This is a genomic window from Hymenobacter latericoloratus, assembly GCF_014199535.1.
Lineage (GTDB): Bacteria > Bacteroidota > Bacteroidia > Cytophagales > Hymenobacteraceae > Hymenobacter > Hymenobacter latericoloratus.
The window spans coordinates 236,724-258,064 of record NZ_JACHNV010000003.1 but is presented as its reverse complement, the minus strand read 5'-3'; the positions used below and the strand labels follow the sequence as shown (position 1 = coordinate 258,064).

Annotated in this window: 21 protein-coding genes; 16 read left to right on the top strand and 5 right to left on the bottom strand. The window is 61.8% G+C overall.

All coding sequences use genetic code 11. From position 1 onward, the window contains the following. Window positions 1-3: 3 nt before the first annotated feature. The gene (locus GGU46_RS11540) at window positions 4-693 is read right to left on the bottom strand and encodes a hypothetical protein (RefSeq protein WP_183403696.1); all 690 of its coding nucleotides are present in this window, start codon (window positions 691-693) and stop codon (window positions 4-6) included. 91 nt (window positions 694-784) lie between these two features. Here GGU46_RS11540 and GGU46_RS11535 point away from each other — a divergent pair, with 91 nt between their 5' ends. The 6 genes from GGU46_RS11535 to GGU46_RS11510 all read left to right on the top strand — a co-directional run bounded on the left by GGU46_RS11535 (window position 785) and on the right by GGU46_RS11510 (window position 8,190). Next, the gene (locus GGU46_RS11535) at window positions 785-3,883 is read left to right on the top strand and encodes a PD-(D/E)XK nuclease family protein (protein ID WP_183403695.1); all 3,099 of its coding nucleotides are present in this window, start codon (window positions 785-787) and stop codon (window positions 3,881-3,883) included. Between the two features lie 123 nt (window positions 3,884-4,006). Next, the gene (locus tag GGU46_RS11530) at window positions 4,007-4,441 is read left to right on the top strand and encodes a nucleoside deaminase (protein ID WP_183403694.1); all 435 of its coding nucleotides are present in this window, start codon (window positions 4,007-4,009) and stop codon (window positions 4,439-4,441) included. Window positions 4,442-4,458: 17 nt separating this feature from the next. Further along, window positions 4,459-4,749 carry a hypothetical protein gene (locus GGU46_RS11525; RefSeq protein WP_183403693.1) on the top strand — a complete coding sequence of 97 codons (291 nt, stop codon included), beginning with the start codon at window positions 4,459-4,461 and terminating at the stop codon, window positions 4,747-4,749. Next, window positions 4,746-5,120 carry a hypothetical protein gene (locus GGU46_RS11520; RefSeq protein ID WP_183403692.1) on the top strand — a complete coding sequence of 125 codons (375 nt, stop codon included), beginning with the start codon at window positions 4,746-4,748 and terminating at the stop codon, window positions 5,118-5,120. Before GGU46_RS11525 ends, GGU46_RS11520 begins: the two co-directional genes overlap by 4 nt. 125 nt (window positions 5,121-5,245) lie before the next feature. Then, entirely contained in the window at window positions 5,246-6,070 is an 825-nt protein-coding gene (locus GGU46_RS11515) for a mechanosensitive ion channel family protein (protein ID WP_183403691.1), read from the top strand. A gap of 335 nt (window positions 6,071-6,405) precedes the next feature. Beyond that, entirely contained in the window at window positions 6,406-8,190 is a 1,785-nt protein-coding gene (locus tag GGU46_RS11510) for a chloride channel protein (RefSeq protein ID WP_183403690.1), read from the top strand. A 266-nt stretch (window positions 8,191-8,456) separates the two neighbouring features. Here GGU46_RS11510 and GGU46_RS11505 read toward each other — a convergent pair whose 3' ends face one another. Continuing rightward, window positions 8,457-9,644 (bottom strand): cation:proton antiporter, encoded by a 1,188-nt coding sequence (locus GGU46_RS11505; protein WP_183403689.1) that lies wholly within the window; start codon window positions 9,642-9,644, stop codon window positions 8,457-8,459. Between the two features lie 99 nt (window positions 9,645-9,743). Between GGU46_RS11505 and GGU46_RS11500 the strand changes: the two genes are divergently transcribed. Next, the gene (locus GGU46_RS11500) at window positions 9,744-11,000 is read left to right on the top strand and encodes a BaiN/RdsA family NAD(P)/FAD-dependent oxidoreductase (protein ID WP_183403688.1); all 1,257 of its coding nucleotides are present in this window, start codon (window positions 9,744-9,746) and stop codon (window positions 10,998-11,000) included. A 188-nt stretch (window positions 11,001-11,188) separates the two neighbouring features. On the opposite strand, the gene GGU46_RS11495 is transcribed toward GGU46_RS11500, so the two are convergent. Continuing rightward, window positions 11,189-11,449, bottom strand: a complete 261-nt coding sequence (locus GGU46_RS11495; RefSeq protein ID WP_183403687.1) for a hypothetical protein — start codon at window positions 11,447-11,449, stop codon at window positions 11,189-11,191. Between the two features lie 212 nt (window positions 11,450-11,661). Here GGU46_RS11495 and GGU46_RS11490 point away from each other — a divergent pair, with 212 nt between their 5' ends. Then, entirely contained in the window at window positions 11,662-13,113 is a 1,452-nt protein-coding gene (locus GGU46_RS11490; protein ID WP_183403686.1) for a DNA integrity scanning protein DisA nucleotide-binding domain protein, read from the top strand. A gap of 34 nt (window positions 13,114-13,147) precedes the next feature. Here GGU46_RS11490 and GGU46_RS11485 read toward each other — a convergent pair whose 3' ends face one another. Beyond that, window positions 13,148-13,795, bottom strand: a complete 648-nt coding sequence (locus GGU46_RS11485; RefSeq protein WP_183403685.1) for a response regulator — start codon at window positions 13,793-13,795, stop codon at window positions 13,148-13,150. Window positions 13,796-14,126: 331 nt separating this feature from the next. Between GGU46_RS11485 and GGU46_RS11480 the strand changes: the two genes are divergently transcribed. From GGU46_RS11480 to GGU46_RS11455, 6 genes are all read left to right on the top strand, one after another. Further along, window positions 14,127-14,612, top strand: coding sequence for a DUF4112 domain-containing protein (locus GGU46_RS11480; RefSeq protein ID WP_183403684.1), 486 nt, complete (start codon window positions 14,127-14,129; stop codon window positions 14,610-14,612). Window positions 14,613-14,732: 120 nt separating this feature from the next. Beyond that, the gene (locus tag GGU46_RS11475) at window positions 14,733-14,948 is read left to right on the top strand and encodes a hypothetical protein (protein ID WP_183403683.1); all 216 of its coding nucleotides are present in this window, start codon (window positions 14,733-14,735) and stop codon (window positions 14,946-14,948) included. A 241-nt stretch (window positions 14,949-15,189) separates the two neighbouring features. Further along, window positions 15,190-15,606, top strand: coding sequence for a hypothetical protein (locus tag GGU46_RS11470; RefSeq protein ID WP_183403682.1), 417 nt, complete (start codon window positions 15,190-15,192; stop codon window positions 15,604-15,606). Next, window positions 15,603-16,298 carry an SCO family protein gene (locus GGU46_RS11465; RefSeq protein ID WP_246398995.1) on the top strand — a complete coding sequence of 232 codons (696 nt, stop codon included), beginning with the start codon at window positions 15,603-15,605 and terminating at the stop codon, window positions 16,296-16,298. Before GGU46_RS11470 ends, GGU46_RS11465 begins: the two co-directional genes overlap by 4 nt. Then, window positions 16,295-16,738: a c-type cytochrome gene (locus tag GGU46_RS11460; RefSeq protein ID WP_183403681.1), complete on the top strand. Its 444-nt coding sequence runs from the start codon at window positions 16,295-16,297 to the stop codon at window positions 16,736-16,738. The genes GGU46_RS11465 and GGU46_RS11460 overlap by 4 nt, the downstream gene beginning before the upstream one ends. Window positions 16,739-16,928: 190 nt before the next feature. Beyond that, window positions 16,929-17,915: an enhanced serine sensitivity protein SseB C-terminal domain-containing protein gene (locus GGU46_RS11455; protein ID WP_183403680.1), complete on the top strand. Its 987-nt coding sequence runs from the start codon at window positions 16,929-16,931 to the stop codon at window positions 17,913-17,915. A 119-nt stretch (window positions 17,916-18,034) separates the two neighbouring features. Here GGU46_RS11455 and GGU46_RS11450 read toward each other — a convergent pair whose 3' ends face one another. Further along, the gene (locus GGU46_RS11450; protein ID WP_183403679.1) at window positions 18,035-18,541 is read right to left on the bottom strand and encodes a DUF2062 domain-containing protein; all 507 of its coding nucleotides are present in this window, start codon (window positions 18,539-18,541) and stop codon (window positions 18,035-18,037) included. Between the two features lie 107 nt (window positions 18,542-18,648). Here GGU46_RS11450 and GGU46_RS11445 point away from each other — a divergent pair, with 107 nt between their 5' ends. Together GGU46_RS11445 and GGU46_RS11440 are read left to right on the top strand one after the other, a co-directional pair. Continuing rightward, window positions 18,649-19,596, top strand: a complete 948-nt coding sequence (locus GGU46_RS11445) for a YihY/virulence factor BrkB family protein (RefSeq protein ID WP_183403678.1) — start codon at window positions 18,649-18,651, stop codon at window positions 19,594-19,596. A gap of 142 nt (window positions 19,597-19,738) precedes the next feature. After that, complete coding sequence (locus GGU46_RS11440) at window positions 19,739-21,175, top strand: amidohydrolase family protein (RefSeq protein ID WP_183403677.1); 1,437 nt, start codon at window positions 19,739-19,741, stop codon at window positions 21,173-21,175. The last annotated feature ends 166 nt before the right edge of the window (window positions 21,176-21,341 follow it).

The following is a 21,341-nucleotide window of genomic DNA, read 5'->3' as shown; positions in this document are numbered from 1 at the left end:
TTACTAAACAACAAGAGAAGGTAAGAAGGCATCTTCGATACCCTCTACCCTAAACTGTATGACTACCCCATCAGCATCTTGACCATCAAAGAGGCCGTGCTCAGCGTAATTTGCTGATAAGTAAAAGCCCCCGACTTCTTCCAGTTTATTCCATCTCAGGGTGGCAAATTCCAGATACACCAACCACGAGGTTCCAGTCGATGGCTGCCTGATAGTAGGCTCAAATAGCTGAAGGAATATACCATCAGGCCACTCCCGACACAACGTACCTACTAGCTGCCCGTGCAAGCCAGAAATTTCAGGGGTTGTAAGCAGCCGGCTGACTCCAGGCGAGTAAGCTCCCAAAGTATCATAACACCAATCCGAAAAATCTACCCCTACTTCCTCTTCTAAATCTAAATCTAAATCCACAATACTCAACTTAAACTGCTCATTATTAAATAAATTCTGCGGAGGCGAATTTATTACTGAAGATGAGGCAGTTGCTTCCGGCAAGCCCATTACTTTTTTCAACTTCTCTAGCAGCCACACAAACCCTCCGAATATCAGGCTTATCATTCCTACCACGAGAAGCACCGGAATACCAAGAACTACTGCCAGAACTATAGTTAATACACGCTCCACCCTACTCTCTGCCGTTACAGGAAGCCGAGAAGGTATTGGAATAATCGTTTTCTGGATACTGAATTTCACTTGAATAACGACTTATAGTTACACAGCGAAGGTAATAACTGACCGCTCTCGGGAAACAGTTTCCACTTTTGTCGGCGTTATCTTTACCCCTATGATTACCGCCCCCGCTTCCCCTACCCTCGCCCCGCTCCTAAACCGGCCCGATACGACGCCCTTCCTCACGCGCATGGCCCGCGAGCTGGTGGCCAAGTACGGCCCCTCGGGCGACTTGTCGGATTTGGTAGTGGTGGTGCCCACCCGGCGGGCGGTGGTGTACCTGCAGAACGAGTTGAGCCTGGCGGCCGAAGCAGGCCAGGCCGTTTGGAGTCCGCGCATTGCGGCCATGGAAGACTACATGGTGGAGCTGGCCGGCGTGCAGGTAGAAGAGCCCATTGCCCTGCAGCTGCTGCTGTTCGAGATTCTGCGCGACATCGACCCCAAGCTGGATTTCGACCAGTTCGTGGGGTGGTCGGGCCTGCTGGTGCAGGACTTTTCCAGCCTCGACCAGAACCTGGCTTCGCCTAAGAAAGTATTTGAGTACCTGAGTCAGGCCAAGGCTCTGGAGCGCTGGGAGCTGGGCGCCGAGCCCTCGCCCCAGAGCACCACGGCCGCCTACTTCCGCTTCTGGGACGACCTGGAAAAGGTGTACCGCCGCCTGCGCCGCCGCATGGAGCAGAACCACCTCGCCTACCCCGGCCTGGCCTACCGACTGGCCGTAAACCGGGTGCAGGATAAACTGGAGAAAGGCGAGGCCCTACCCCAGCACGTATTCATCGGCCTGGGTTTGCTCTCGAAAGCCGAGGAGCGGCTGATTCGGCTGCTGCGCAAGGCCCACCGGGCCGAGGTGTTTTTCGATGCCGATGCGTTTTATCTGGAGCGCGGCTCGCCTAACCGCGCCGGTCAGCACCTGCGCGAGTACCAGGACTTGTTTGATTTGCCCTGGGAGAACTTCGGAGGGCCCGCCGAGCTGCTGCGCGGCCTGCCCCGGGAGGTGCGGTTTGTAGGCGTGGCCAACGCCTCCATGCAGGGCAAAGTGGCCGGGCAGCTACTGGCCGAGTCGCGGAGGTTGAACCCCAACGCCAAGGTAGCCGTGGTGCTGCCCGACGAAACCCTGCTGCTGCCTGTACTCCATGGCCTACCCCTCGACGCGGTGCCGGAGTACAACGTCACCATGGGCCTCAACTTCCAGAGTACGCCCCTGTTCAACCTGGTGGATCTGCTGTTTGAAGTGCACCTGACGGGCGTGCGGGAAGGCTCGCCGGAAACCGGCTACGGCATTCCGCGCTACCACCACTTGGCCGTGAGTAAGCTGCTGCAGCACCCCTTTCTGCGCCGCTACCAGCACTGGCTTGATAAGCAGGAGGATGCCCAATACCACGGCCTGCTCGACAAAGTCTGCCGGGCCATTGTGAAGCGTCACGCCGTGCTGCTGCCCGCCGAGGAGCTGGTGGAGCTGGGTCGCGGCCACGAGCTGCTGCAGGCCCTGTTTGCCACCTGGAACAACTGCGACGACATTATTGCGGCTTGCTACACGCTCATCAACCTGCTGAAACAGGCCTACCAGGACCAGCATTCGGCCATTGAGGCGGAATACCTCTATCTGTTTTTCACCCTGGTCAAGCGCCTCGATTCGGTGTTTGACTGCAGGGAGCAGCGGCTGTCGGTGCGCTCGTTCCGGCGGTTCCTGTACGAGCAGATGAAGGCCACCCGCCTACCCTTCAGTGGGGAGCCCATTGCCGATGTGCAGGTGATGGGTTTGCTGGAAACCCGCGCCCTCGACTTCGACCACATCATTATTCTGAGCTGCAACGAGAACGTGCTGCCAGCCCCCAAGCGTCACAGCTCCCTGTTCCCCTACGACGTGCTCACCACGTTTCAGCTCCCCACCTACGCCGACCACGAATCGGCCACGGCCCACCAGTTCTGGCGCTTGCTGCAGCGCGCCCGCCAGGTAGATCTACTGCATATTCTGCCCGGCGCCGAAGGTACCCGCACCGGGGAACGAAGCCGCTTTCTGCTGCAGATTGAAAACGACTTGGCCGTGCAGAACCCCGGCCTTGTGCTGCGGAATTTAACCGTTACCAGTGAGTTGTCAGTTGCCGGTTATCAGTTGCCAGCTGATGGGCCAGTATATAACCCAGCTTCTCAGCGGGGCCAATCAATAACCCCTCACCAGCCAACCACTGGCAACCGGCAACCGGCAACTGACAACTCATCCGAAACCACCGACCTGGTGCTGGAAAAGGATGCCGGCATGCTGCTGGCCCTGCGGGAAGTGCTGGATAAAGGGCTCTCGCCCACGGCCCTGAACCAGTACCTGAACTGCAGCCTGCAGTTCTACTTCCAGCGGGTGGCGCGCTTCCGCGAAAACGATGAAGTAGAGGAAGCCCTGGGTCCGGACGGGTTCGGGACGGTAGTCCACGAGGCCCTGGAAGAGCTGCTGACGCCTTTCGCGCAAACCATTCGGCGGCAGACGGTAAATGCGCAGGCACCGCCCCTCACCGCCGCCGATATTCCGGGCCTTGTGAAGCTGGCCCCGGTGATGATAGCCAAGGCCCTGCGCAAGGAGGAAGAGGGCCGCCACGCCCGCGCCGACGAGGGCCTGAACCACGTACTGGGCCAGGTGGCCGGGCAGCTGGTGCGCCGCTACCTGGAAAGCCTGCTGGAACAGCCCGATACTCTGCCGCTCCAGATTCAGGGGCTGGAAGAGGAGCTGCATGCCACCGTGTTCGTGCCCCTGCCCAGCGGCGAGAAGCTGCCGGTGCGCCTGCTGGGCAAGGCTGACCGGGTGGACCAGTTTCCGGATGGCCGCCTGCGGGTAGTCGATTACAAAACCGGTATGGTGGAGAAGTATCACCTGCAGCTGCTCAAGCGCGGCGAAGGCCCCGCCGAGGCCGTGCAACGCCTGCTCACCGACGCTACCCCCGCCGCCGACAAGGTGCGGCAGCTCTGGCTCTACCGCTTCCTGCTGGCCCAGCAGGGCCGCCCCGCCGCCGATGCGGCCATTATTTCCCTCCGCAACCTCGGTGCCGGCCCCATGTCGGCCGACATGAGCTTTCTGACCGCCGACGGTCAGGATTTCGTGCAGCACAGCGAGCAGCTGCTCAGCCAGCTCGTCAACCGCATCCTCGACCCCGCAGAGCCTATCCGCAAAACCGACGACCAGGATAAGTGCCAGTATTGCCCCTACAAGGGCATCTGCGCCAGGTAGCTGTGTCATTCCGAGCTTAAGCGAGGAATCTGGGTTATGCACAAGAGGCTAACCCAGATTCCTCGCCTAAGCTCGGAATAACAGCCGGGCGCTCTACCTTGCATTTACATTTAAACTTGACTTATGGACAAATTCATGCAGGCCGCCATTGACGAAGCGCTTCAGGGCCGCAAAGAAGGCGGCATCCCCATTGGCTCGGTGCTGCGCCGCGGCGACGAGATTGTGAGCCGCGGCCGCAACAAGCGGGTGCAGGAGGACAACCCTATCAAGCACGGCGAAATGGACGCGCTGTTCAACGCCGGCCGCCAACGCTCCTACCGCGACACCATCCTCTATACCACCCTGATGCCCTGCTACATGTGCGCCGGTACCATTGTGCAGTTCAAAATTCCGAAGGTGGTAGTAGGCGAAGACCAGACCTTTGGCGAATCCAGGGAGTTTCTGGAGTCGCACGGGGTAGAAGTGGAGGTTTTGAACCTGCCGGAGTGCGTGCAGATGATGCAGGACTTTATCCGGGCCGAGCCGACGCTCTGGAACGAGGACATCATGGAACTGTAACCAAGCCCCTCAGCAGGATGACAGCCACCAAGAAATGTCCGCACTGCGGCCGCTGGACCGAGTGGAGCCAGCAGCCCACCGACCGGTGCCAGCACTGCGGGCAGGTGCTGGAGCCCTACCGCGTGGCCAGCGAGGAAGCCCGGCAAAAGCTGTCGGAGCAGCCGTTGTCGTCGGTTATGCTGATCGAAATAAAGCCCGATGACGGACCGGTGGTGCGCTTTTTCAAGTACATCATCCGGGGTGGGCAGCTGGCCTTTGCGGCCATTATGGCGTTTATAGTGTGGCTGGTAACGGTGCTGGCCGGATGAGGCTGCCCACGGAGCTGCGGCACCCGCTGTTCCTGACGGGGGTAGGACTCTACGTTTTCGCGTGCGTCAACCGCTACTGGCCCATCTGGCGCCTGCCCACCTTCGTCAACTCCCACCTGGCCGACCTGGTGGACCTGCCCCTGCAGCTGACGATGGTGCTCTGGCTGATGCGCCGCTTTTACTTCCGGCAGCCCGCTTTTGTGCTGCCAACCTCCTGGATAGTAGCCAGCTGGGTGGTTATTGCGGTGTGGTTTGAGCTGATTATGCCGCGCTTCAACCCGCGCATGACCGCCGACCCGCTGGACGTGGTGGCCTATACTTTGGGCGGCTTGGTGTTCTGGCGCTGGATGAACCGCCCCGCCCAGGCCTGAGGCGGCGCTCATTTTCAACCCTGGCACTGTTTTTTCTCGTATAGCCACCTGTTTCGGCCCCGCTGGCATCTGCCCGTGGGGCTTTGCTTTACGGCTCTTGCCACGTACCACGTTACCACTCTCCCATGATGCAGGATTTGCACCGCGTGCTTTCTACTTATTGGCAACAGTTCTTGTACGTGTTGCCGAAGTTGCTCATTGCCATTGTGCTGCTGGTAGTGGCTGTTTTCATTGCGAACCGCGCCAGCGCCCTGCTGGGCGGGCGGCTCCGGCGCCGCTCCCACGACCCCCTCCTGCCCGATTTTCTGGCCCGGCTCAGCAAGTGGGCCATGGTGCTGCTGGGCCTGATGGTGGCCCTGAATGTGCTGGGTTTCTCAGGCATTGTGGGCAGCCTGGTAGGCGCGGCGGGCGTTTCGGCGTTTATCGTGGGCTTTGCCTTCAAGGATATTGCCGAGAACTTTCTGGCGGGTGTGATTCTGGCCTTTAATCGTCCTTTTCACATCAACGACACCGTGGAAATCAAGGGTCTGATCGGGCACGTGGAGGCTCTGAACCTGCGCACTACCCTCATGCGCACCTTCGATGGCAAGCACATTTTCCTGCCCAACTCTTTGGTGCTCAAGGAGCCCCTCATCAACTACACCCGCGACGGCAACCTGCGCCAGGAGTTTACGGTGACGGTGGACCTGGGCCCGGATGCTACCCCCGATCAGGCCATTAACATCATCCTCAACTACCTGCGCACCATTCCGGATATTCAGCAAACGCCCCGCGCGCCCTACATCAACCTGGAAAAAGCCGGCAACACCACCGCCGACCTGCGCGTGTATTTCTGGGCCGACTCCGATGACTACCGCCGCGGGGTGCTGCAGCTCAAGAGCCGCGTGATGCAGGAAGTAAAGCAGGAATTGGTAGGAGCCGGCCTGGGCGTGCCCGCCCTGGGACAGTAAATGGTGAGGTGGTGAGATGGTGAGTTTGATGTTCTGACGGCGCAAATGGCGCGAATTATGCGGCATCCCCGATGGGCATCCCTACCCCTGTACATTTCCCCAAGCCCCGCGGGGGCGACATATCGGTAGAAATAAGCGGGTATAGAAGCAACAAAGCCCCAGCGGGGCGACACCCAATCGTTGAACGAAATGTGTCGCCCCGCTGGGGTTTTGATTAAACAAGAGGGGTAGGGCCGGCTACCGATATGCCGCCCCGCTGGGGCTACCGGGCTACTCGCGCCGCCAGAACATCAAACTCACCATTTCACCATCTCACAATTTCACCATCTTTGCCCATGGCCCAAAACACCATTCACCGGCTGTTACGCCCGTTGCTGATATGGCGCCGGCGCTATATCAGCGACCGGGTGTACCTTATTCTGGTGAGCATGGTGGTGGGGCTGCTGGCCGGGCTGGCGGCGGTGCTGCTCAAAACCCTGGTGCACGATACCCAGAAGATGCTCAACGCCTGGGTGCCGGGGCGGTACCAGGTGTTTACCAGCTCCTTCTACCCGATTATCGGTATTGCCCTCACGGTGCTGTTTACGCGGTACTTCCTCGACGGCAACCTGGGCCGGGGCATCGGGCCGATTATTTACAACATTGCCCGCCAGGGCAGCGTGGTGCCGCGCAGCAAGCTGTATTCGCAGCTGGTTTCTTCCTTCCTGACGGTTACGTTCGGGGGTTCGGCGGGTCTGGAGGCGCCCATTTCCGTCACGGGCTCGGCCATTGGCTCCAATACGTCGCGGGTGCTGCGCATTGGCCGGCGCGAGCGGCGCCTGCTCACGGGCTGCGGGGCGGCGGCGGGGGTAGCGGCCATCTTTAACTCGCCCATTGCCGGGGTGCTGTTTGCCGTGGAAGTGATTCTTTCCGAGCTGTCAGCGGCGTATTTCGTGCCTCTGCTGATTTCCTCGGCTACCGCCACGGTGGTCTCGAAGGCTCTGTACGCCGGCCAGCCCTTCGTGCTGATTACCACCTCCTGGCCCGTGGATGCCGTGCCGCTTTACCTGATGCTGGCCGTGTTTACGGCCCTGCTGTCGGTGTACATGATCCGGGTGTATTTCTGGGCCGATAAGTATTTCGAGCAGCTGCCGGGCACGTTCCGGAAAGTGCTGCTGGGCGGGCTGGCCCTGGGCGGGCTGGTGTTTTTGTTTCCGCCCCTGTATGGCGAGGGCTACAACATTGTGCAGCTGCTACTGGGCGGCCACGCCGAGCAGCTCGTGAACGGCTCGTTGTTTGATGTGTTTCAGGAGCAGAGCGTGTGGCTGGTGCTGCTGGTGGCGGCCGGTAGTATGCTGCTGAAGGTGGTAGCCACGACCATCACCATCGGCTCGGGCGGCAACGGGGGCATGTTCGGCTCCTCGCTGTTTGCCGGGGCACTGTGCGGTTTCGTGTTTGCCCGCCTCATCAACATGAGCGGCCTCTACCCCATTTCCGAAGTACACTTCATTGTGCTGGGCATGGCCGGTACGCTGGCCGGCGTGGTGCACGCGCCCCTGACCGGCATCTTCCTCATTGCCGAAATTACGGGTGGCTACGCGCTGTTTGTGCCCCTTATGGTGGTTACCTCGGGCTCTTACCTGATTACCCGCTACTTTGAGCCCTACTCGGTTTATACCCGTAAGCTGGTGCAGAAAGGCGTGTACGTGAACCAGGACCGGGACCGGGGCCTGCTGGCTCAGCTGGATGTGGCCTCCCTGATCCAGACCGATTTCCTACCCGTCCGCCCCGACGATACCCTGGGTGAGCTGGTGCAAACCTTCCGCCACGCCACGCGCAACCTGTTTCCGGTAGTGGACGCCGGGGGGCACCTGCACGGCGTCGTGAGCCTGGATACGGTGCGCGACGCCCTGTTCGATGACGAGCACTACAACACCACCCGCGTGCGCGACCTGATGAGCGCTCCGCCCGCCATCGTCCGCCCCGATGATACCCTGCTGGACACCCTGCGCTGCATGGAGCAGCTCGACGCCTGGGCTCTGCCCGTGCTTAGCCTCGATGACCGCTACCTCGGCTTCCTGCTCAAGTCCACCATCCTGGCCAACTACCGCCGCCAGCTGATCAAGGAGAGCGAAATTTGATGAAATGAATTGTCATGGCGAGGACGCAGCGCGACGCCATCCTTCCTCTCTTTTGTGACAAGCCTGATAAACAGCCAAGCCCTTGACGCCAGCACAGTCGTCAAGGGCTTGTCACATCTAAGGGGGTAGGGCGTTGGTCAGGAAGGATGGCGTCGCGCTGCTCGCCATGACAATGGAGCAGGGCTTGGCACGTTTCAGGGGGTAGCACGGTGGGCAGGACGGATGGCTTCGTCGTGCGTCCTCGCCATGACACCCAACAATTTCACCTAATACTCTCCTATTTCCGGCTCCTGCCGGGCCATGAGCAGGCCCACCATCATCAGAATGCCGGTCAGCAGAATAACCATGAACAGGATGTTTTCGCTGACTTCGCCAATCAGGTGCTTTTCCGGAATGCTGTAGAACAGCAACACCGTAATTAGGCCCTTGGGCGCAATGAACAGCTCCGGAATCAGGTCGGTGCGGGCAATGTAGCGCAGGTAGCAGTAGCGAATGGCCGTCAGGGCCGCCACAATCAGTACGCCCTGCAGCAGCAGCTGGCCACTGAGCAGGTTGCTTAGCGTGATGCTGAAGCCGAATAGCAGAAAGAAAAACGTGCGGATCAGAAACGCCGACTCGGCCGTGATGCTGCGCAGCTGGTGCACTTCTTCCTGCAGGCGCTCGGGCCGGAACCAGCGCCGCAGCCGCCCCTTCAGAAACTGATCGGCGTTGTTGACGGCCAGCCCAAACACCAGTACCAGCACCAGCGAAGACAGGTGCAGCTTTTTGGCAATGCTGTAGAGCAAGACCAGGAAGGCCAGAATCAGGAAAAATTTCACGTGCAGCCGGATGCGGTCGAGCAGAAAGACCAGGGCCGCCGTGCTCAGCACGGCCACCACCAGCACGGCCACTACGTCGCGCCCGAAGGTAAAGACCGAGGCTCCCTGGGCGAAGTTGTCCTGCAGGGCAAAGTTGAAAAACATAATGCCCAGAATATCGGAAAACGTGCTTTCGTAGATGATAAACTCCTGCTTTTCGCCCCATAAACCGGCCACGCTCGGAATGGCAATGGCCGAGCTGATAACGGCCAGCGGAATGGCATTTACCAGGCAGCTCTGGAAGTTCACTTGCAGCCAGAAATGCAGGATAAGGGCAATAACCACGGCCTGTACCACCAGAATGAGGGCGGCGGCCAGGAAGGAGCGCCGGATCAGGGGCGCTTTTTCCCGGCTGATTTTCAGGTCGAGGGCTCCCTCCAGCACAATCATAATCAAGCCGATAATGCCGAATATTTCCAGCACCACCTTCGGAATGTGCAGCGTGAAGTCAACGTAGTCGGCGGCCTGGCGCAGGGCAATGCCCGAGAGCAACAGCATCAGCACCGAGGGCACCTTGGTGGCGCGCGCGGCCAGATCAAAGAGGTAGGAAAGAATAACGGCCAGGCTGAGGCCAATGAGAATGAAATAGGAACCCATACGCTTTTGTACGCCTTGCTATGTGCAGTGCTATACGCAGCCGGCCCGGTATCCGCCGGAAGTAGTTTGGGCGGCGGCCCTGGTTCCTACCTTTGCAGCATGCACACAACTCCCGATTCTGGTACGCCGTGGGTAGCCGTGGTGGGCGGTGGGCCCGCCGGCCTGCTGGCGGCCCAACACCTGGCCGAGGCCGGCTGCCGCGTAACGGTGTACGAGGCCCAGACCACGGTAGGGCGCAAGTTTCTGGTGGCCGGCCACGGCGGCTTCAACCTGACTAATGGCGAACCGGCCGAGGCCTTTGCCGCCCGCTACGCCGCCCGCGGGCCGGAGTTTGCGCAGTACCTGCAGCATTTCTCGGCGGCGGATCTGCGGGCCTGGGCCCAGCAGCTCGGCATCAGCACGTTTGTGGGCACCAGCGGACGGGTTTTCCCGACCGAGGAGCACAAGCCGGCGCAGGTGCTGCGGGCCTGGCTGGCACGGCTGCACACCCTGGGCGTAGCGCTGAACACCCGCCACCGCTGGCTGGGCTTCGCCGCACCTGATGCTGGCCTGCGCATCCGCCACGAAGCAACGGGCCAGGAAACCGTGGTGCACCCTGCGGCTACGCTGCTGGCCCTGGGCGGCGCCAGCTGGACCAAAACCGGCTCCGATGGCCGCTGGCTGCCAGCCCTGCAGGCCGCCGGGGTAGCGTGCGTGCCCTTCGCGCCCAGCAACTGCGGCGCCGAGGTAAAATGGTCGGCTTTTTTTCGGGAGACAGTCGGGCGCCACCCCTTGAAGAACATTGCGTTGCACTGCGGCGGCCAAACGGTGCGCGGCGAAGTGCTGCTCACCGATTACGGCCTGGAAGGCACCCCCGTGTATGCCCTTACGCCTGCCCTACGCGAGGCCCTGGCCGCCGGCACCCCGGCTACGCTGCTGCTGAACCTCAAACCCGATCTGACCGAGGCCCAACTCACCGAAAAGCTGGCCCGGCGGCGGGCCGGCAAGTCCCTGGCCTCGTTTCTGGGCGAGGCGCTCAAGCTCCGGCCGCCCGTCCCGACGCTGCTACGGGAGGTAAGCCCCCCCCACCTGCCAACGGCAGCCCCGGCACTGGCTCACCTGCTCACCCACCTGCCCCTGCCGGTTGCGGGGCTGCGGCCGCTGGAAGAAGCCATCAGCACGGCCGGAGGCATTGCCTGGTCCGAGGTGAACGAGCACCTGATGCTGAACCGGCTGCCGGGCGTTTTCGTGGCCGGCGAAATGCTGGATTGGGAAGCTCCTACCGGCGGCTACCTGCTGCAGGGCTGCTTTAGCACCGGCGCCTGGGCCGCCCGGGGCATCCGGCGGTGGCTGGAGCGTAACGGAGCACTGGTTTAAGGTTGCGGGCGGGCGCAAAAGCAGGGCCACACCCGCCATTCTGGCCGCAGGGCTACCCCTTCAAAATACAACCAAGCCTTGCCTACGGCGTGGCGGCAAGGCTTGGTTGGTGTAGCCAGCTGTATGCGTAGTGCGTAAGTGCGAATAGCCAGCCCCAGCGGGCCGGTTCGCGCTGCCAGCGCACGGCCTCAGCCGCTTTCCCTGACCCGCTCGGCTTCTTCGGCTTCGGCCAGGATGGCTTTGGCCTGAGTGAGCAGGCGCTGACCGTGGTTGAGCTGCTGGCGCAGGATCAGGGCAAACAACACAAAATAGGAAACAATAGGCAGGAAAATGCCCAGGGCAAACCACAGCCAGAACGAGCGGCCGTAGCTGTAGGCGCAGTAACCCGTCGTAATCGGGAACAGCGACAGGGCGCAAACGGCGCCCAGCAGTAGAATATCTACGAACATAGCACGACGGGGCAAGGCGTGGGACTTTCCGGAAGATACGCCGCTTGGCGCTAGTAGTCAAGCCCGCCCAACGGCCCGGGCAGCTTTTTAACCGTAATGCGGGCAGAAGGTTCCTAAAAATTGCGGCTATTTCATGCGCCTGCTGATCCTTCGGCCGGATTTCGCGTACTTCCAGCTTTGCGCCCCCTTACGCCTACCCCCGCTACCTCCCTATGTGGGAAAATCAAAGTCTGTTTCGTGTTTCGGCCCAGCTTTCGGCCGATGGTATCTTTAACCTGCTGGACCGAAGCCTGAAGCCGGAAGTATTCCTGCTGGGGCTGGCCTCCGCCCGCGAAACCTCGGAGCCCGAAGCCATTGTGGTAGAGCCGACTTCGCACCGCTACCGTCCCTACGATTTTCGAGCCGTGAAAGCCCGCGCCGCTTCCCTGGAGCCCGATGGCCCCCGCGAGGTGGTGTATCACCTGCACCCCCTGGACCACGACCGGTTTGAGAAACACCGCTGGTACGAACTGCTGCGCCGGGCCACCGAGCATGCCCTCAACGACCTGGTAAGCCTGCGCGAAGAAGACCGGGTTACGTTCTGCTCCCTGCCCGTGAGTGTGGGGGGCTACCTGGTGATTGTGGTGCTGCAGCTTTCGGCGGAGGTGTACAACAGCTACTATTCCCTGCCCGGCCCGGCGGGCCCCACGCGGCCGGCCTCCCTGCTGGCGGCCACGGTGCAGGAGTTTCTGCAGGATGCTTCCCGCGCCCTGCGCGAGTCAGACACCGACGATGACCGGCCCGTGCTGGACCGCGACTACAACGAGGTACTGCGGGCGGCCGGCCGGCGGTTTATGCTGCGCGCCGCCGCCGGCTCGCACGGCCTCTATGATGCCTGCAACGGCATTGCGGCCCTACGCCACGAGGGCGACGAGGGGGTAGGCACCATGCTGATTGCCCGGCGCAGCCACCCGGCCGTGGTACCCATCATGACCCTGGAATCCCCGATTCCGTTGCGCGACTACCGGCGCATTCGCAAGCTACTGGAGCTCAGCGAAGACCGTAACGCCCTGATTTCCGATGCGTCCGACGTGTTTGGCCTGGGCTACCTGGTGGAGTCCAACGATGCGCAGTACGAGCCCCTGTTCACGGTGCACTTCACCAAGCACTACAGCTGGGAGCTGAGCCACAATGGGCAGGTCATGATGAAGGTAGTCTCGAACACGCCGCGCCTGCCCCAGGGCACCGTCGATGAGCTGAACTTTGCGGCGGCCGTCCGCCGGGTGTTTCCGGGGGTAGATGCGGCGGGCGTGGCTTACCTCTGGGAGCTGACGCTGAAGGCCACGGCCCAAACCAACGGCACCATCCTAGTTATTTCGGAAGGAGCAGCCCAGGAGGCCGCCCGCCTGACCCGCCAGTGCTTCCGGGTGGCGCCCCGCCTGATGACGCCCTCCGTGCTGCGGCTGGTTACCAATATCGACGGAGCCGTGCTCATCGACCCGGCCGGCACCTGCTACGCCATCGGCGTTATTCTCGACGGTCTGGCCACCGAAAAAGGCGACTCCTCGCGGGGCTCCCGCTACAACTCGGCCCTGCGCTACGTGGAAACCAGCCGCTACCCCGTGCTGGTAGTGGTAGTCAGCGAAGATGGCTGGATTGACCTGCTCCCGCCCATGCGGCGCTAACGGCGCGCTGCGGCCCGGGCCGCCGGCCAACCACCTACAGCAGCCCCTGCGTAACGGCGTAGCGAATGAGGGCGGCCGTGTTGCGGACCTGGGTTTTCTCGATAATGTTCTGGCGGTGGGTTTCAATGGTGCGCTTGCTGGTGAATAGCTTTTCGGCTATTTCGCCGGTGGTAAACCCTTCGCCAATGAGCTTGAGCACCTCCGTTTCGCGCCGCGAAAGTACCGGCGGCTTTTTCTCCTCGCCGGGGGCCTGCTTATCACCCAGCTTGCTCAGCCTGTGTAGCAGATAAACGCCCAGCTCAGTGCACAAAAACCGCCGGCCGGCCGCCACCGACCGGATAGCAAACAGGATTTCGTCTCTACTCACGTTCTTCAGCGCGTAGCCCAGGGCCCCGGCTTCCAGCACCCGGGTTACGTATTCTTCGTGGCTGAGCATAGACAGTACCAGCACCCGTATGCCCGGATAGTGCCTCTGCAGCTGCCGGATGGCTTCGTGGCCGTCCATTTCGGGCAGGTTGATATCCAGCAGCACTACATCCACGGGAATTTCGGCCAGCAACTCCAGCAGCTGCCGACCATTGCTTGCCTCCGCGGCAATCTGTAAGTCGGCTTCCCCCACCAACAGGGCCCGGATTCCGTCCCGGATAATGGCATGATCATCTGCCAGGGCTATGCGGATCATTTGTAGGTTCTGTAACCGTTTGTGCAGATACTGGTGGTCAGGCCGGGGCCGGCACAACCCAAAACAGGCCTCTTATACGTAATTTCTACCGTAAGGCTGTAACTCCGCCGTACCAATCCCGGGGCTCCGGCCCGGCCAGTGGGCCGGCGCAGCGCAGCAACAGGCGTGCTGCCATCTGGTTGCTACCTCAACCTAAGCCGAGCGAGATGCGGCGCTCGGCAGACGCCCGTTCTGGCAGCAACTGTTCTTCCTGTTCACTCAGCCTAGCCAGGGCTCATCGTCGTACTAGGCATGTTTACTTTTTTCTGACCTGGTTTTCCTTGCTGCTTTTATGGCTACCCCTACCCCTTTGGATCAAGATGAGCGTCTGCGCTGGGTGGAGCGCATTTCCCGTTTGCTCGACAGCCAGTTTCAGGTACCGGGTACCACGTGGCGTTTTGGCCTCGATCCGCTCATGGGCCTTATTCCGGTGGTGGGAGGACTGCCCTCCCTCGCCCTTTCCGGAGTTTTAATTCTGACCATGCTGCGCCACGGAGCCAGTGGCAGCCTGGTGATGCGAATGGTACTGAATGTGGTTCTCGATGCTGTTATCGGGGCTATTCCGGTGCTGGGCAACCTGTTCGACTTCGCCTATAAAGCCAACGACCGAAACGTGCGCCTGCTGCGGGCGCACTACGCTGAAGGGCGGTACCAGGGCAGCGGCAAGGGGCTGCTTATAGGGGTAGCAGTGGTGCTGCTGGCCCTGGGCGGCGCCCTGGTGTGGGGCGCCTGGAAGCTGGGCGGAGCCCTGTATCAACTGCTGGAGCAGGCGTTCTAGAGCAAGCGCCCGGCTTCGTTCGTCGGTGGTTTGGCTTCCTTCGCCTGCTGGTTGCTCCTGTTGGCATTCAACCCCCGCCTGCTGAGCTTGCAATGCGAATAGGGCTTGCAATTTTTACGCATGCATTTTTTGTTTCTTCTGTGGTTGAGCCAGTACCCTTCGCTTGTTGAATCGGAGGAAGGCAGCCAACGGATAGTGGCGGCCGCGCTGGCCTTAACCCACGACTCTGACCGCGTGCTGGCCCCCTATGAGCGGAGCCTGCTGAACATGGTGGCTCAGCAGGAGCTGACCCTGAGCCATATGCTGGCTTATTTGCGGGAGCAGGAGCAGGCGTAAGCCCTTCGCATCTACCGCTGTTTTCCTTTCAACTCTGGAAGCCCCGGCCCGCTGGTACCGGGGCTTTTTGGTACCCACGGGTACGGGGCCCCGGCAGCTGCTGGGCCCGAACTTATTTGCGCGAAATAGCCTTTTTCCGGTACAGCCTGCTGGTGAGGAGGTTGCCGGCCGGGCCCGAACCGATTCCGCTTTTGCCAGTTCTACCACCACACACTCCCTGATCCGGTTGTACCTTTGCGCCGTGAAAACGCTCCGATTTGCTTCTGTATTGGTGTTCCTGTCCGCCTGTCTGTCGCTGCAAAGTGACGAGCAGAAAGCGGAGGCCGCCGAAAAAGCCGTTCTGGCCCGCCACAACGAGCTGATGGCCGAGTTGGGCCAGTTGTACGAGCTGCGCCAGCAGCTGCAGAAAACCCCGCCCACCGATACGGCGGCGGCTGGCCGCAGCCGCCGGGCGCTGTTGGCGGCCGAAGCCGGCATGATGGACTGGATGCACCGCTACCGCCGCCCCCAGGATACCGTGGCAGTGGCGCGCCGGCTAACCTACTACGCCGCCCAGCAAACCCGTATTGATTCCGTCGGGCACCTGTTCCGGGCTAGCCAGGACTCGGCCCGGCGCCTTCTGGCGGCATCTTCTACCTCTTCTTCCGCCCGTTTATGATCTCCTTTTTTATGATGCGTTTGCCCGCCTTGCGCACTGCTGTTCTTGCCGCCCTGCTGACTGCGGCTGGAGTGCTGCCGTTTGCCTGCACCGAAAAACCAGCCGAAGCAGACCGCCTGCCCGTTCTGGGTATCAAGCTCACCGAGCCCCGCACTCCGGCCGATACGCTGCCCGACCCGGTTCCCTCGTTCCGCCTCACTAATCAGGATGGGCAAACGATTACCAACCAAACGTTTGCGGGCAAGGTGTATGTGACCGACTTCTTTTTTGCCTCCTGCCCCGACATCTGCCCCAAGATGCAGAGCGAGATGCTGCGCGTGTACAAGAAATTTGAGGGTAACCCGAACGTGCTGTTCCTGAGCCATACCATTGATCCGGCCCACGACTCGATTCCCGTGCTGCGGGATTACGCTCAGCGGCTGGGCGTGAACGATGCCTCGCGCTGGCACTTTGCCACGGCCCCGCACGACACCGTGTTTGCCCTGGCCAAAGCGTACATGGCCGCTGCCCAAATAGACAAGCAAGCGGCCGGCGGCTACGCCCACGACGGTTCCTTTGCCCTGGTGGACTCCAGGCGCCGGGTGCGCGGGGTGTACGATGGCATGGTGGCAAGCCAAGTAGATCAACTGATCCACGACCTGCCCATTTTACTCAAGGAGGAAGCCGACAATCAACCAACGGCGGCCAAATGAGCCGGCGAGCTTCCCGTCTGACGCGCAATGGCTGGGCGGCGCTGGTCAGCGGCGGGGCCGTGGTGCTGCTAAGCCTCGGGGGCTGCTTCACGGAGCGCCAGAACGAGGGGGCCAAGCTCTACGCCGCTCACTGCTCTAACTGCCACGGCGACCAGGGCCAGGGCCTGCAGCGTCTGATTCCGCCGGTAGCCGCTGCTGATTACGTAGCTCAGCACCGCGCCGAGTTGCCGTGCATTATCCGGAAGGGCATGAAAGGCCCCCTGACCGTGAACGGGGTAGCCTACAACCAGGTAATGCCCGGCCACGAGGACCTCACGGACTCGCAGATTACCAACCTGCTCAACTTCCTGCAAACCAACTGGGGCAACCAGAACCAGCCCTACACCATTCGGGAAGCCTCGGAGCTGCTAGGCCGCTGCAACGGCTCCGATGGCCAGTAGCGGCAAGAGGGTGAGGTAGTGCGCTTGATGGGCACGAGGTTCCAGCGGATGAGGTGGGGAGCAAATCCGAGCCCCTCGGCTTTATAGCACGGCAAACTCACTATTTTACTATCTCACTGGTTCCTGGTTCACTGCAGGTGCATCTTCCCCTAAACCTGCTTAGCTTGCAGCTTCATCTGTATGTTTTGTTATGGGTCTGTTTGACTTCCTGAAAAAGAAACCCGAAGACGCTCCCGCGTCTTCCCCTACCCCTGCTCCGGCTGCCGATAATGCGGCTACGCCCGCTTCCCCTGAACCGGCTCCTACTACCGGCCCGCGCTATAAAGGCTCTAACTACCAGATGCCGCCCGCCCCGGCCGCGCCGCCCATGCCCCACATTCCGCCGGCCCCGCCCATCCCGCTGCCGGGCACCTTCAGCGAAGAAGCTCCCCAGCTGCCCGATTTCCAGCCCCTTAATATTCTGGAACAGCTGCTGATGCAGGCGGCCGTGGATCCTCAGTTCCGCAGCCCCTTCTACCAGGCCCTGCTCGGTGAGGAAGTGGTGGTAGTCTTGGCCGCCCGCGAAGAGCAGGAGCCCGGCGAGATTACGCCCACCGAAGGCATGGAAGTACAGCTCCAGGCTTTGCACGACGGCAAAATTGCGGTTTTCACGGCTGTTGAGCGCATTTTCGACAACGGCGCCGTACCCGAAGGCAGCGTAACCTACATGCGCCTGCGGGGCCACGACTTCTTTACGATGGTGCAAGGCGCGGAGTGTGCCCTGAACCCTTTCTCGGCCGTAGGCAAGCTGCTGGCCGCCGATGAAATTCAGGCCCTGCTCAGCGGGCAGCTGTTTGAAATGCCCAACCCCCAGGATTTGCAGGTGTCGCTGCACCAGCCGGAGCCCGAGCCCACCGAGCTGATGGAGGCCCTGCGCGAGTACAGCGCTACCCAGTCCCACATCCGCAACGTGTACCTGGCCGAAATGCGCATGCAGCACAACCCGGCGGAGGCCCGCCTTCTGGTGGCCATTGACACGGAGCAGCAGGACCCGGCTTTCCTGCAGGAGCTGGGCCCGGTTATTCAGGGCAAGATTGGCGAGACGCAGTTCGTGGACCTGATGCTGATTGACCCCGCCTCCGAGGAACCCCTGATTCAGTACCTGCTCCAGACTTCCCCCGTTTATCAGCGCGCCTAAGCGCCCTGACCTTATCCGGCCGGTAGCTGGAATTCTTTACCCTTCGCCCTGCTGTACTCCGGCCGCATGCCAGCGCCGGATACGGCAGGGCGAAGGTTTTTTGGTACTGCGCCCGGCGGCTACTTGATAAACCGGGCCAGTACGGGCCGCAGCACAAAGTACAGGAGCGGGGCCAGCACCAGACAGGCTGCCGCCCACAAGGCCAGCCCGCCCAGCATGGCGTGCCAGAGCAGGCGTAGCGCCTCGGCCCAGCTATGGGCAAACAAATACTGCAGTTTTCCCAGGGTAAGGGCCGGGCTGTGGCTTCCCCATAACTTGGCGCCTTGCTGCATAAACGGGATAATGAGCAGCAGTTGCAGCGGGCTCCAGAGGTGGGCAATCAGCAGAATAGCCGCCACGTTCAGGCGCAGCCGCATGGCCGTAAACGTGGCCAGCAGGCTGGTAATACCCAGCATCGGCACCAAGCCGAACGCAGTGCCCAGCGCGGCCGTGAGAGCCAGTTGGTGGGCGGTAAGGCCCTGACTGAGCAGCCCCAGCAGCGGCTGCACCAAGCGGCGCCGTACCCAACCCTGGGGCGGGGCAGCAGGGGGCGGAAGGGGCAGGGCGGGGTCGGAGCGGTCAGTCACGGGCGGCGAAGTTAAAACCAGGGAGGCTGGGGGATGCGCGGCGAGGGCGTTACCTTCGTGGGCTGCCCCGGGCTGGCTATCTGCTTCCGGCTACCTACGCATCTGAGATGACAAAAGTACACCCGCCGGGCCGAGCCCGAGGCAATTTCCTGCTGGATTTCCTGCTGCTGCTGCGCCGCGCGGCCCGGGAGTTTGCGGCCAACGACCCGCTGCGCCTGGGTGCCGCCACGGCCTTTTTCACCACGTTTGCCCTGCCGCCCATCCTGATTATCCTGATTCAGGTGCTGGGCTCCCTCTATTCTACCTCCCAGGTCCGGACGCTCCTGCTCACCAAACTCTCGCACCTGCTGGGCTACTCCGCGGCCGGCCTAGTAGAGCAGATTCTGCAGAACGTGAGCAACCTGGAGCGCAGCCGACTGGTAACTTGGCTGGGGTTTGGCTTTCTGCTTTTCATTGCTACTACCCTGTTCGGCGTTATTCAAAGCTCCCTGAACCAGCTCTGGCAAATCCGGCCCAGCCGCCATACCGACCGCTTCCATAAGGTACTGAAGGAGCGGGCCCGCTCCCTGGGGCTGCTGCTGGCCACAGGCCTGCTTTCCCTGCTGGCCTTTCTCTTTGATGGGGCGCTGGCCTTCCTGGCCGATTACGTGCGCGACTTCGATGCCACCTTCGGCTTCGTGCTGTTCCAGGTGGCCAACCAGCTGGCCTCTTTGCTGATTCTGGTGGCCTGGTTTGCCGTTACGTTCCGCAACCTGAGCAGCGCCCGGGTGCCGCCGCGGGCCGTGCTGCGCGGCGCCCTGGTAACGGCCGTGCTTATTGACCTGGGCGAAAACGCCCTGGGCTACCTGCTGGTCCCGCGCAACCTGGGCCCCATCTACGGGCCGGCCTCCAGCATTGTGCTGGTGCTGCTGTTCGTGTTCTACTCCGCCATGATCTTCTACTTCGGAGCGTGCTTTACCAAAGCGTATGCGCATTACGTAGGCCTGGACATCCGGCCCAAAAAATCAGCTGTACGCTACCGAATTGTAGATATCATCGAGCCGCAAGAGCGGTAAGGGCTTGCCGGCTGACGATACGCGTTGCTACCTTTTGCGGGGTAGCAGCAAGCTAAGTGAGCCTACCCCCATCTACCACTTTACCCTTGCGCCGGCCGAACCGCTCGTCCGGTTCGCCTTCACCTCCTTCCTTCCCTGTTCCATGCTTGTTTCTACCCGCCACCGGCTCCTGTCGGGCGCTTTTCTTTTGCTCATGGCCGCGCTGCCAGTCCGGGCCCAGCAATTCACACCGCAGGTGCAGGAGTTCATCAGGGTGAACAGCCCCACCGTGGCCCTGACGGACGCCAAGGTGATTGACGGCACCGGCCGCCCGGCCCAGCTGCACCAGACGGTGGTGCTCCGGCAGGGGCGCATCGTGCAGGTAGGGCCCGCGAAAAAGGTGAAGGTGCCCGCCGATGCCCAGGTGATTAACTGCGCCGGCAAAACCCTGATTCCGGGCCTGGTGATGCTGCACGAGCACCTGTACTACACCATGCCCACGGGCAGCTATTTCAACATCGCCCAGATGCCGTACTCCTTTCCGCGCCTGTACCTGGCCGGCGGGGCTACCACCATCCGCACGGCCGGCAGCATCGAGCCCCAGACGGATCTGGCCATTCAGCGCATGGTGCGGGAGGGCAAGCTCATCGGGCCGGAAATGGACGTGACGGCGCCGTACATGGAGGAGCCGGCCCTCGATATTCCGGCCCTGAACACCATTAAAGGCCCCGAGGACGCGGCGGCTACTACCACCTTCTGGGCCAACAAGGGCTGTACTTCCTTCAAGATGTACATGCACGCCACCCGCGCCGACCTGGCCGCCGTGGTGCGCGAGGCCCATGCCCGCCAGCTTAAAGTAACCGGCCACCTCTGCTCCATTACCTACCGCGAGGCGGCCGAAATCGGCATCGACAACCTGGAGCACGGGTTTATGGCCAGCTCCGACTTCGTGCCCAACAAAGCCCCCGACGTAGCCGACTACCCCGCCGGGCGCCGCTCCCTGCTGCAGCTGCCGGTCAACAGCCCGGCCATGCAAGACCTGATGCGCTTCCTGATCAGCAAGAAGGTAGCCCTTACTTCTACCCTACCCGTGTTTGAGCCCTACACCGGCCGGGAGGTGGTGCTCGGTGGCGGCCTGAGCGCCCTGCTGCCGCAGCTGCAGGAGCGCGAAACCGCCACCTGGCAGCAGAACCAGCAGAAAGACTCGGCCAGCGTGCGGCTGTTCAAGAAGGAAATGGCCTGGGAAAAGCAGTTCTACGATGCCGGCGGCCTGCTGGTAGCCGGCACCGACCCCACCGGCGCGGGCCGCACCATTGCCGGCTACGCCAACCGCCGCCAGATTGAGCTGCTGGTAGAAGCCGGCTTTACGCCGGTGCAGGCCATCAAGATCAGCACCCTGAACGGGGCCATCTACCTGGGCCGCGACAAGGAAATCGGGACGATTGAGGCCGGCAAGCAGGCCGATCTGGTTTTGATTGACGGCGACCCGGAAAAGGATATACAGCAGGTGCGCCGCATGGAGCTGGTCTTCAAGCAAGGGGTAGGGTTTGACTCCATGAAGCTATTTGACTCCATGAAAGGCAAGGTTGGGCTGAACTAGAGGGGTAGGCAGCAAACCCCGTTTTTCATCGGGACTTACATCCACCCGGCAGTGGGGGGGGGGGGGCGGGGGTGGTGTGGGGACACGGCCCCCCCGGCGGGTTTTTTTTTGGGGGGGGGCGGGGGGGGGGCGGGGTTGGAGGGCGCCCCCGCCCCCGGAACAAGCC

Coding starts and splice junctions, on each gene's coding strand:
- GGU46_RS11535 (WP_183403695.1), top strand. CDS start 785: ATGATTACCGCCCCCGCTTCCCCTACCCTCGCCCCGCTCCTAAACCGG.
- GGU46_RS11530 (WP_183403694.1), top strand. CDS start 4,007: ATGGACAAATTCATGCAGGCCGCCATTGACGAAGCGCTTCAGGGCCGC.
- GGU46_RS11525 (WP_183403693.1), top strand. CDS start 4,459: ATGACAGCCACCAAGAAATGTCCGCACTGCGGCCGCTGGACCGAGTGG.
- GGU46_RS11520 (WP_183403692.1), top strand. CDS start 4,746: ATGAGGCTGCCCACGGAGCTGCGGCACCCGCTGTTCCTGACGGGGGTA.
- GGU46_RS11515 (WP_183403691.1), top strand. CDS start 5,246: ATGATGCAGGATTTGCACCGCGTGCTTTCTACTTATTGGCAACAGTTC.
- GGU46_RS11510 (WP_183403690.1), top strand. CDS start 6,406: ATGGCCCAAAACACCATTCACCGGCTGTTACGCCCGTTGCTGATATGG.
- GGU46_RS11505 (WP_183403689.1), bottom strand. CDS start 9,644: ATGGGTTCCTATTTCATTCTCATTGGCCTCAGCCTGGCCGTTATTCTT.
- GGU46_RS11500 (WP_183403688.1), top strand. CDS start 9,744: ATGCACACAACTCCCGATTCTGGTACGCCGTGGGTAGCCGTGGTGGGC.
- GGU46_RS11495 (WP_183403687.1), bottom strand. CDS start 11,449: ATGTTCGTAGATATTCTACTGCTGGGCGCCGTTTGCGCCCTGTCGCTG.
- GGU46_RS11490 (WP_183403686.1), top strand. CDS start 11,662: ATGTGGGAAAATCAAAGTCTGTTTCGTGTTTCGGCCCAGCTTTCGGCC.
- GGU46_RS11485 (WP_183403685.1), bottom strand. CDS start 13,795: ATGATCCGCATAGCCCTGGCAGATGATCATGCCATTATCCGGGACGGA.
- GGU46_RS11480 (WP_183403684.1), top strand. CDS start 14,127: ATGGCTACCCCTACCCCTTTGGATCAAGATGAGCGTCTGCGCTGGGTG.
- GGU46_RS11475 (WP_183403683.1), top strand. CDS start 14,733: ATGCATTTTTTGTTTCTTCTGTGGTTGAGCCAGTACCCTTCGCTTGTT.
- GGU46_RS11465 (WP_246398995.1), top strand. CDS start 15,603: ATGATCTCCTTTTTTATGATGCGTTTGCCCGCCTTGCGCACTGCTGTT.
- GGU46_RS11460 (WP_183403681.1), top strand. CDS start 16,295: ATGAGCCGGCGAGCTTCCCGTCTGACGCGCAATGGCTGGGCGGCGCTG.
- GGU46_RS11455 (WP_183403680.1), top strand. CDS start 16,929: ATGGGTCTGTTTGACTTCCTGAAAAAGAAACCCGAAGACGCTCCCGCG.
- GGU46_RS11445 (WP_183403678.1), top strand. CDS start 18,649: ATGACAAAAGTACACCCGCCGGGCCGAGCCCGAGGCAATTTCCTGCTG.
- GGU46_RS11440 (WP_183403677.1), top strand. CDS start 19,739: ATGCTTGTTTCTACCCGCCACCGGCTCCTGTCGGGCGCTTTTCTTTTG.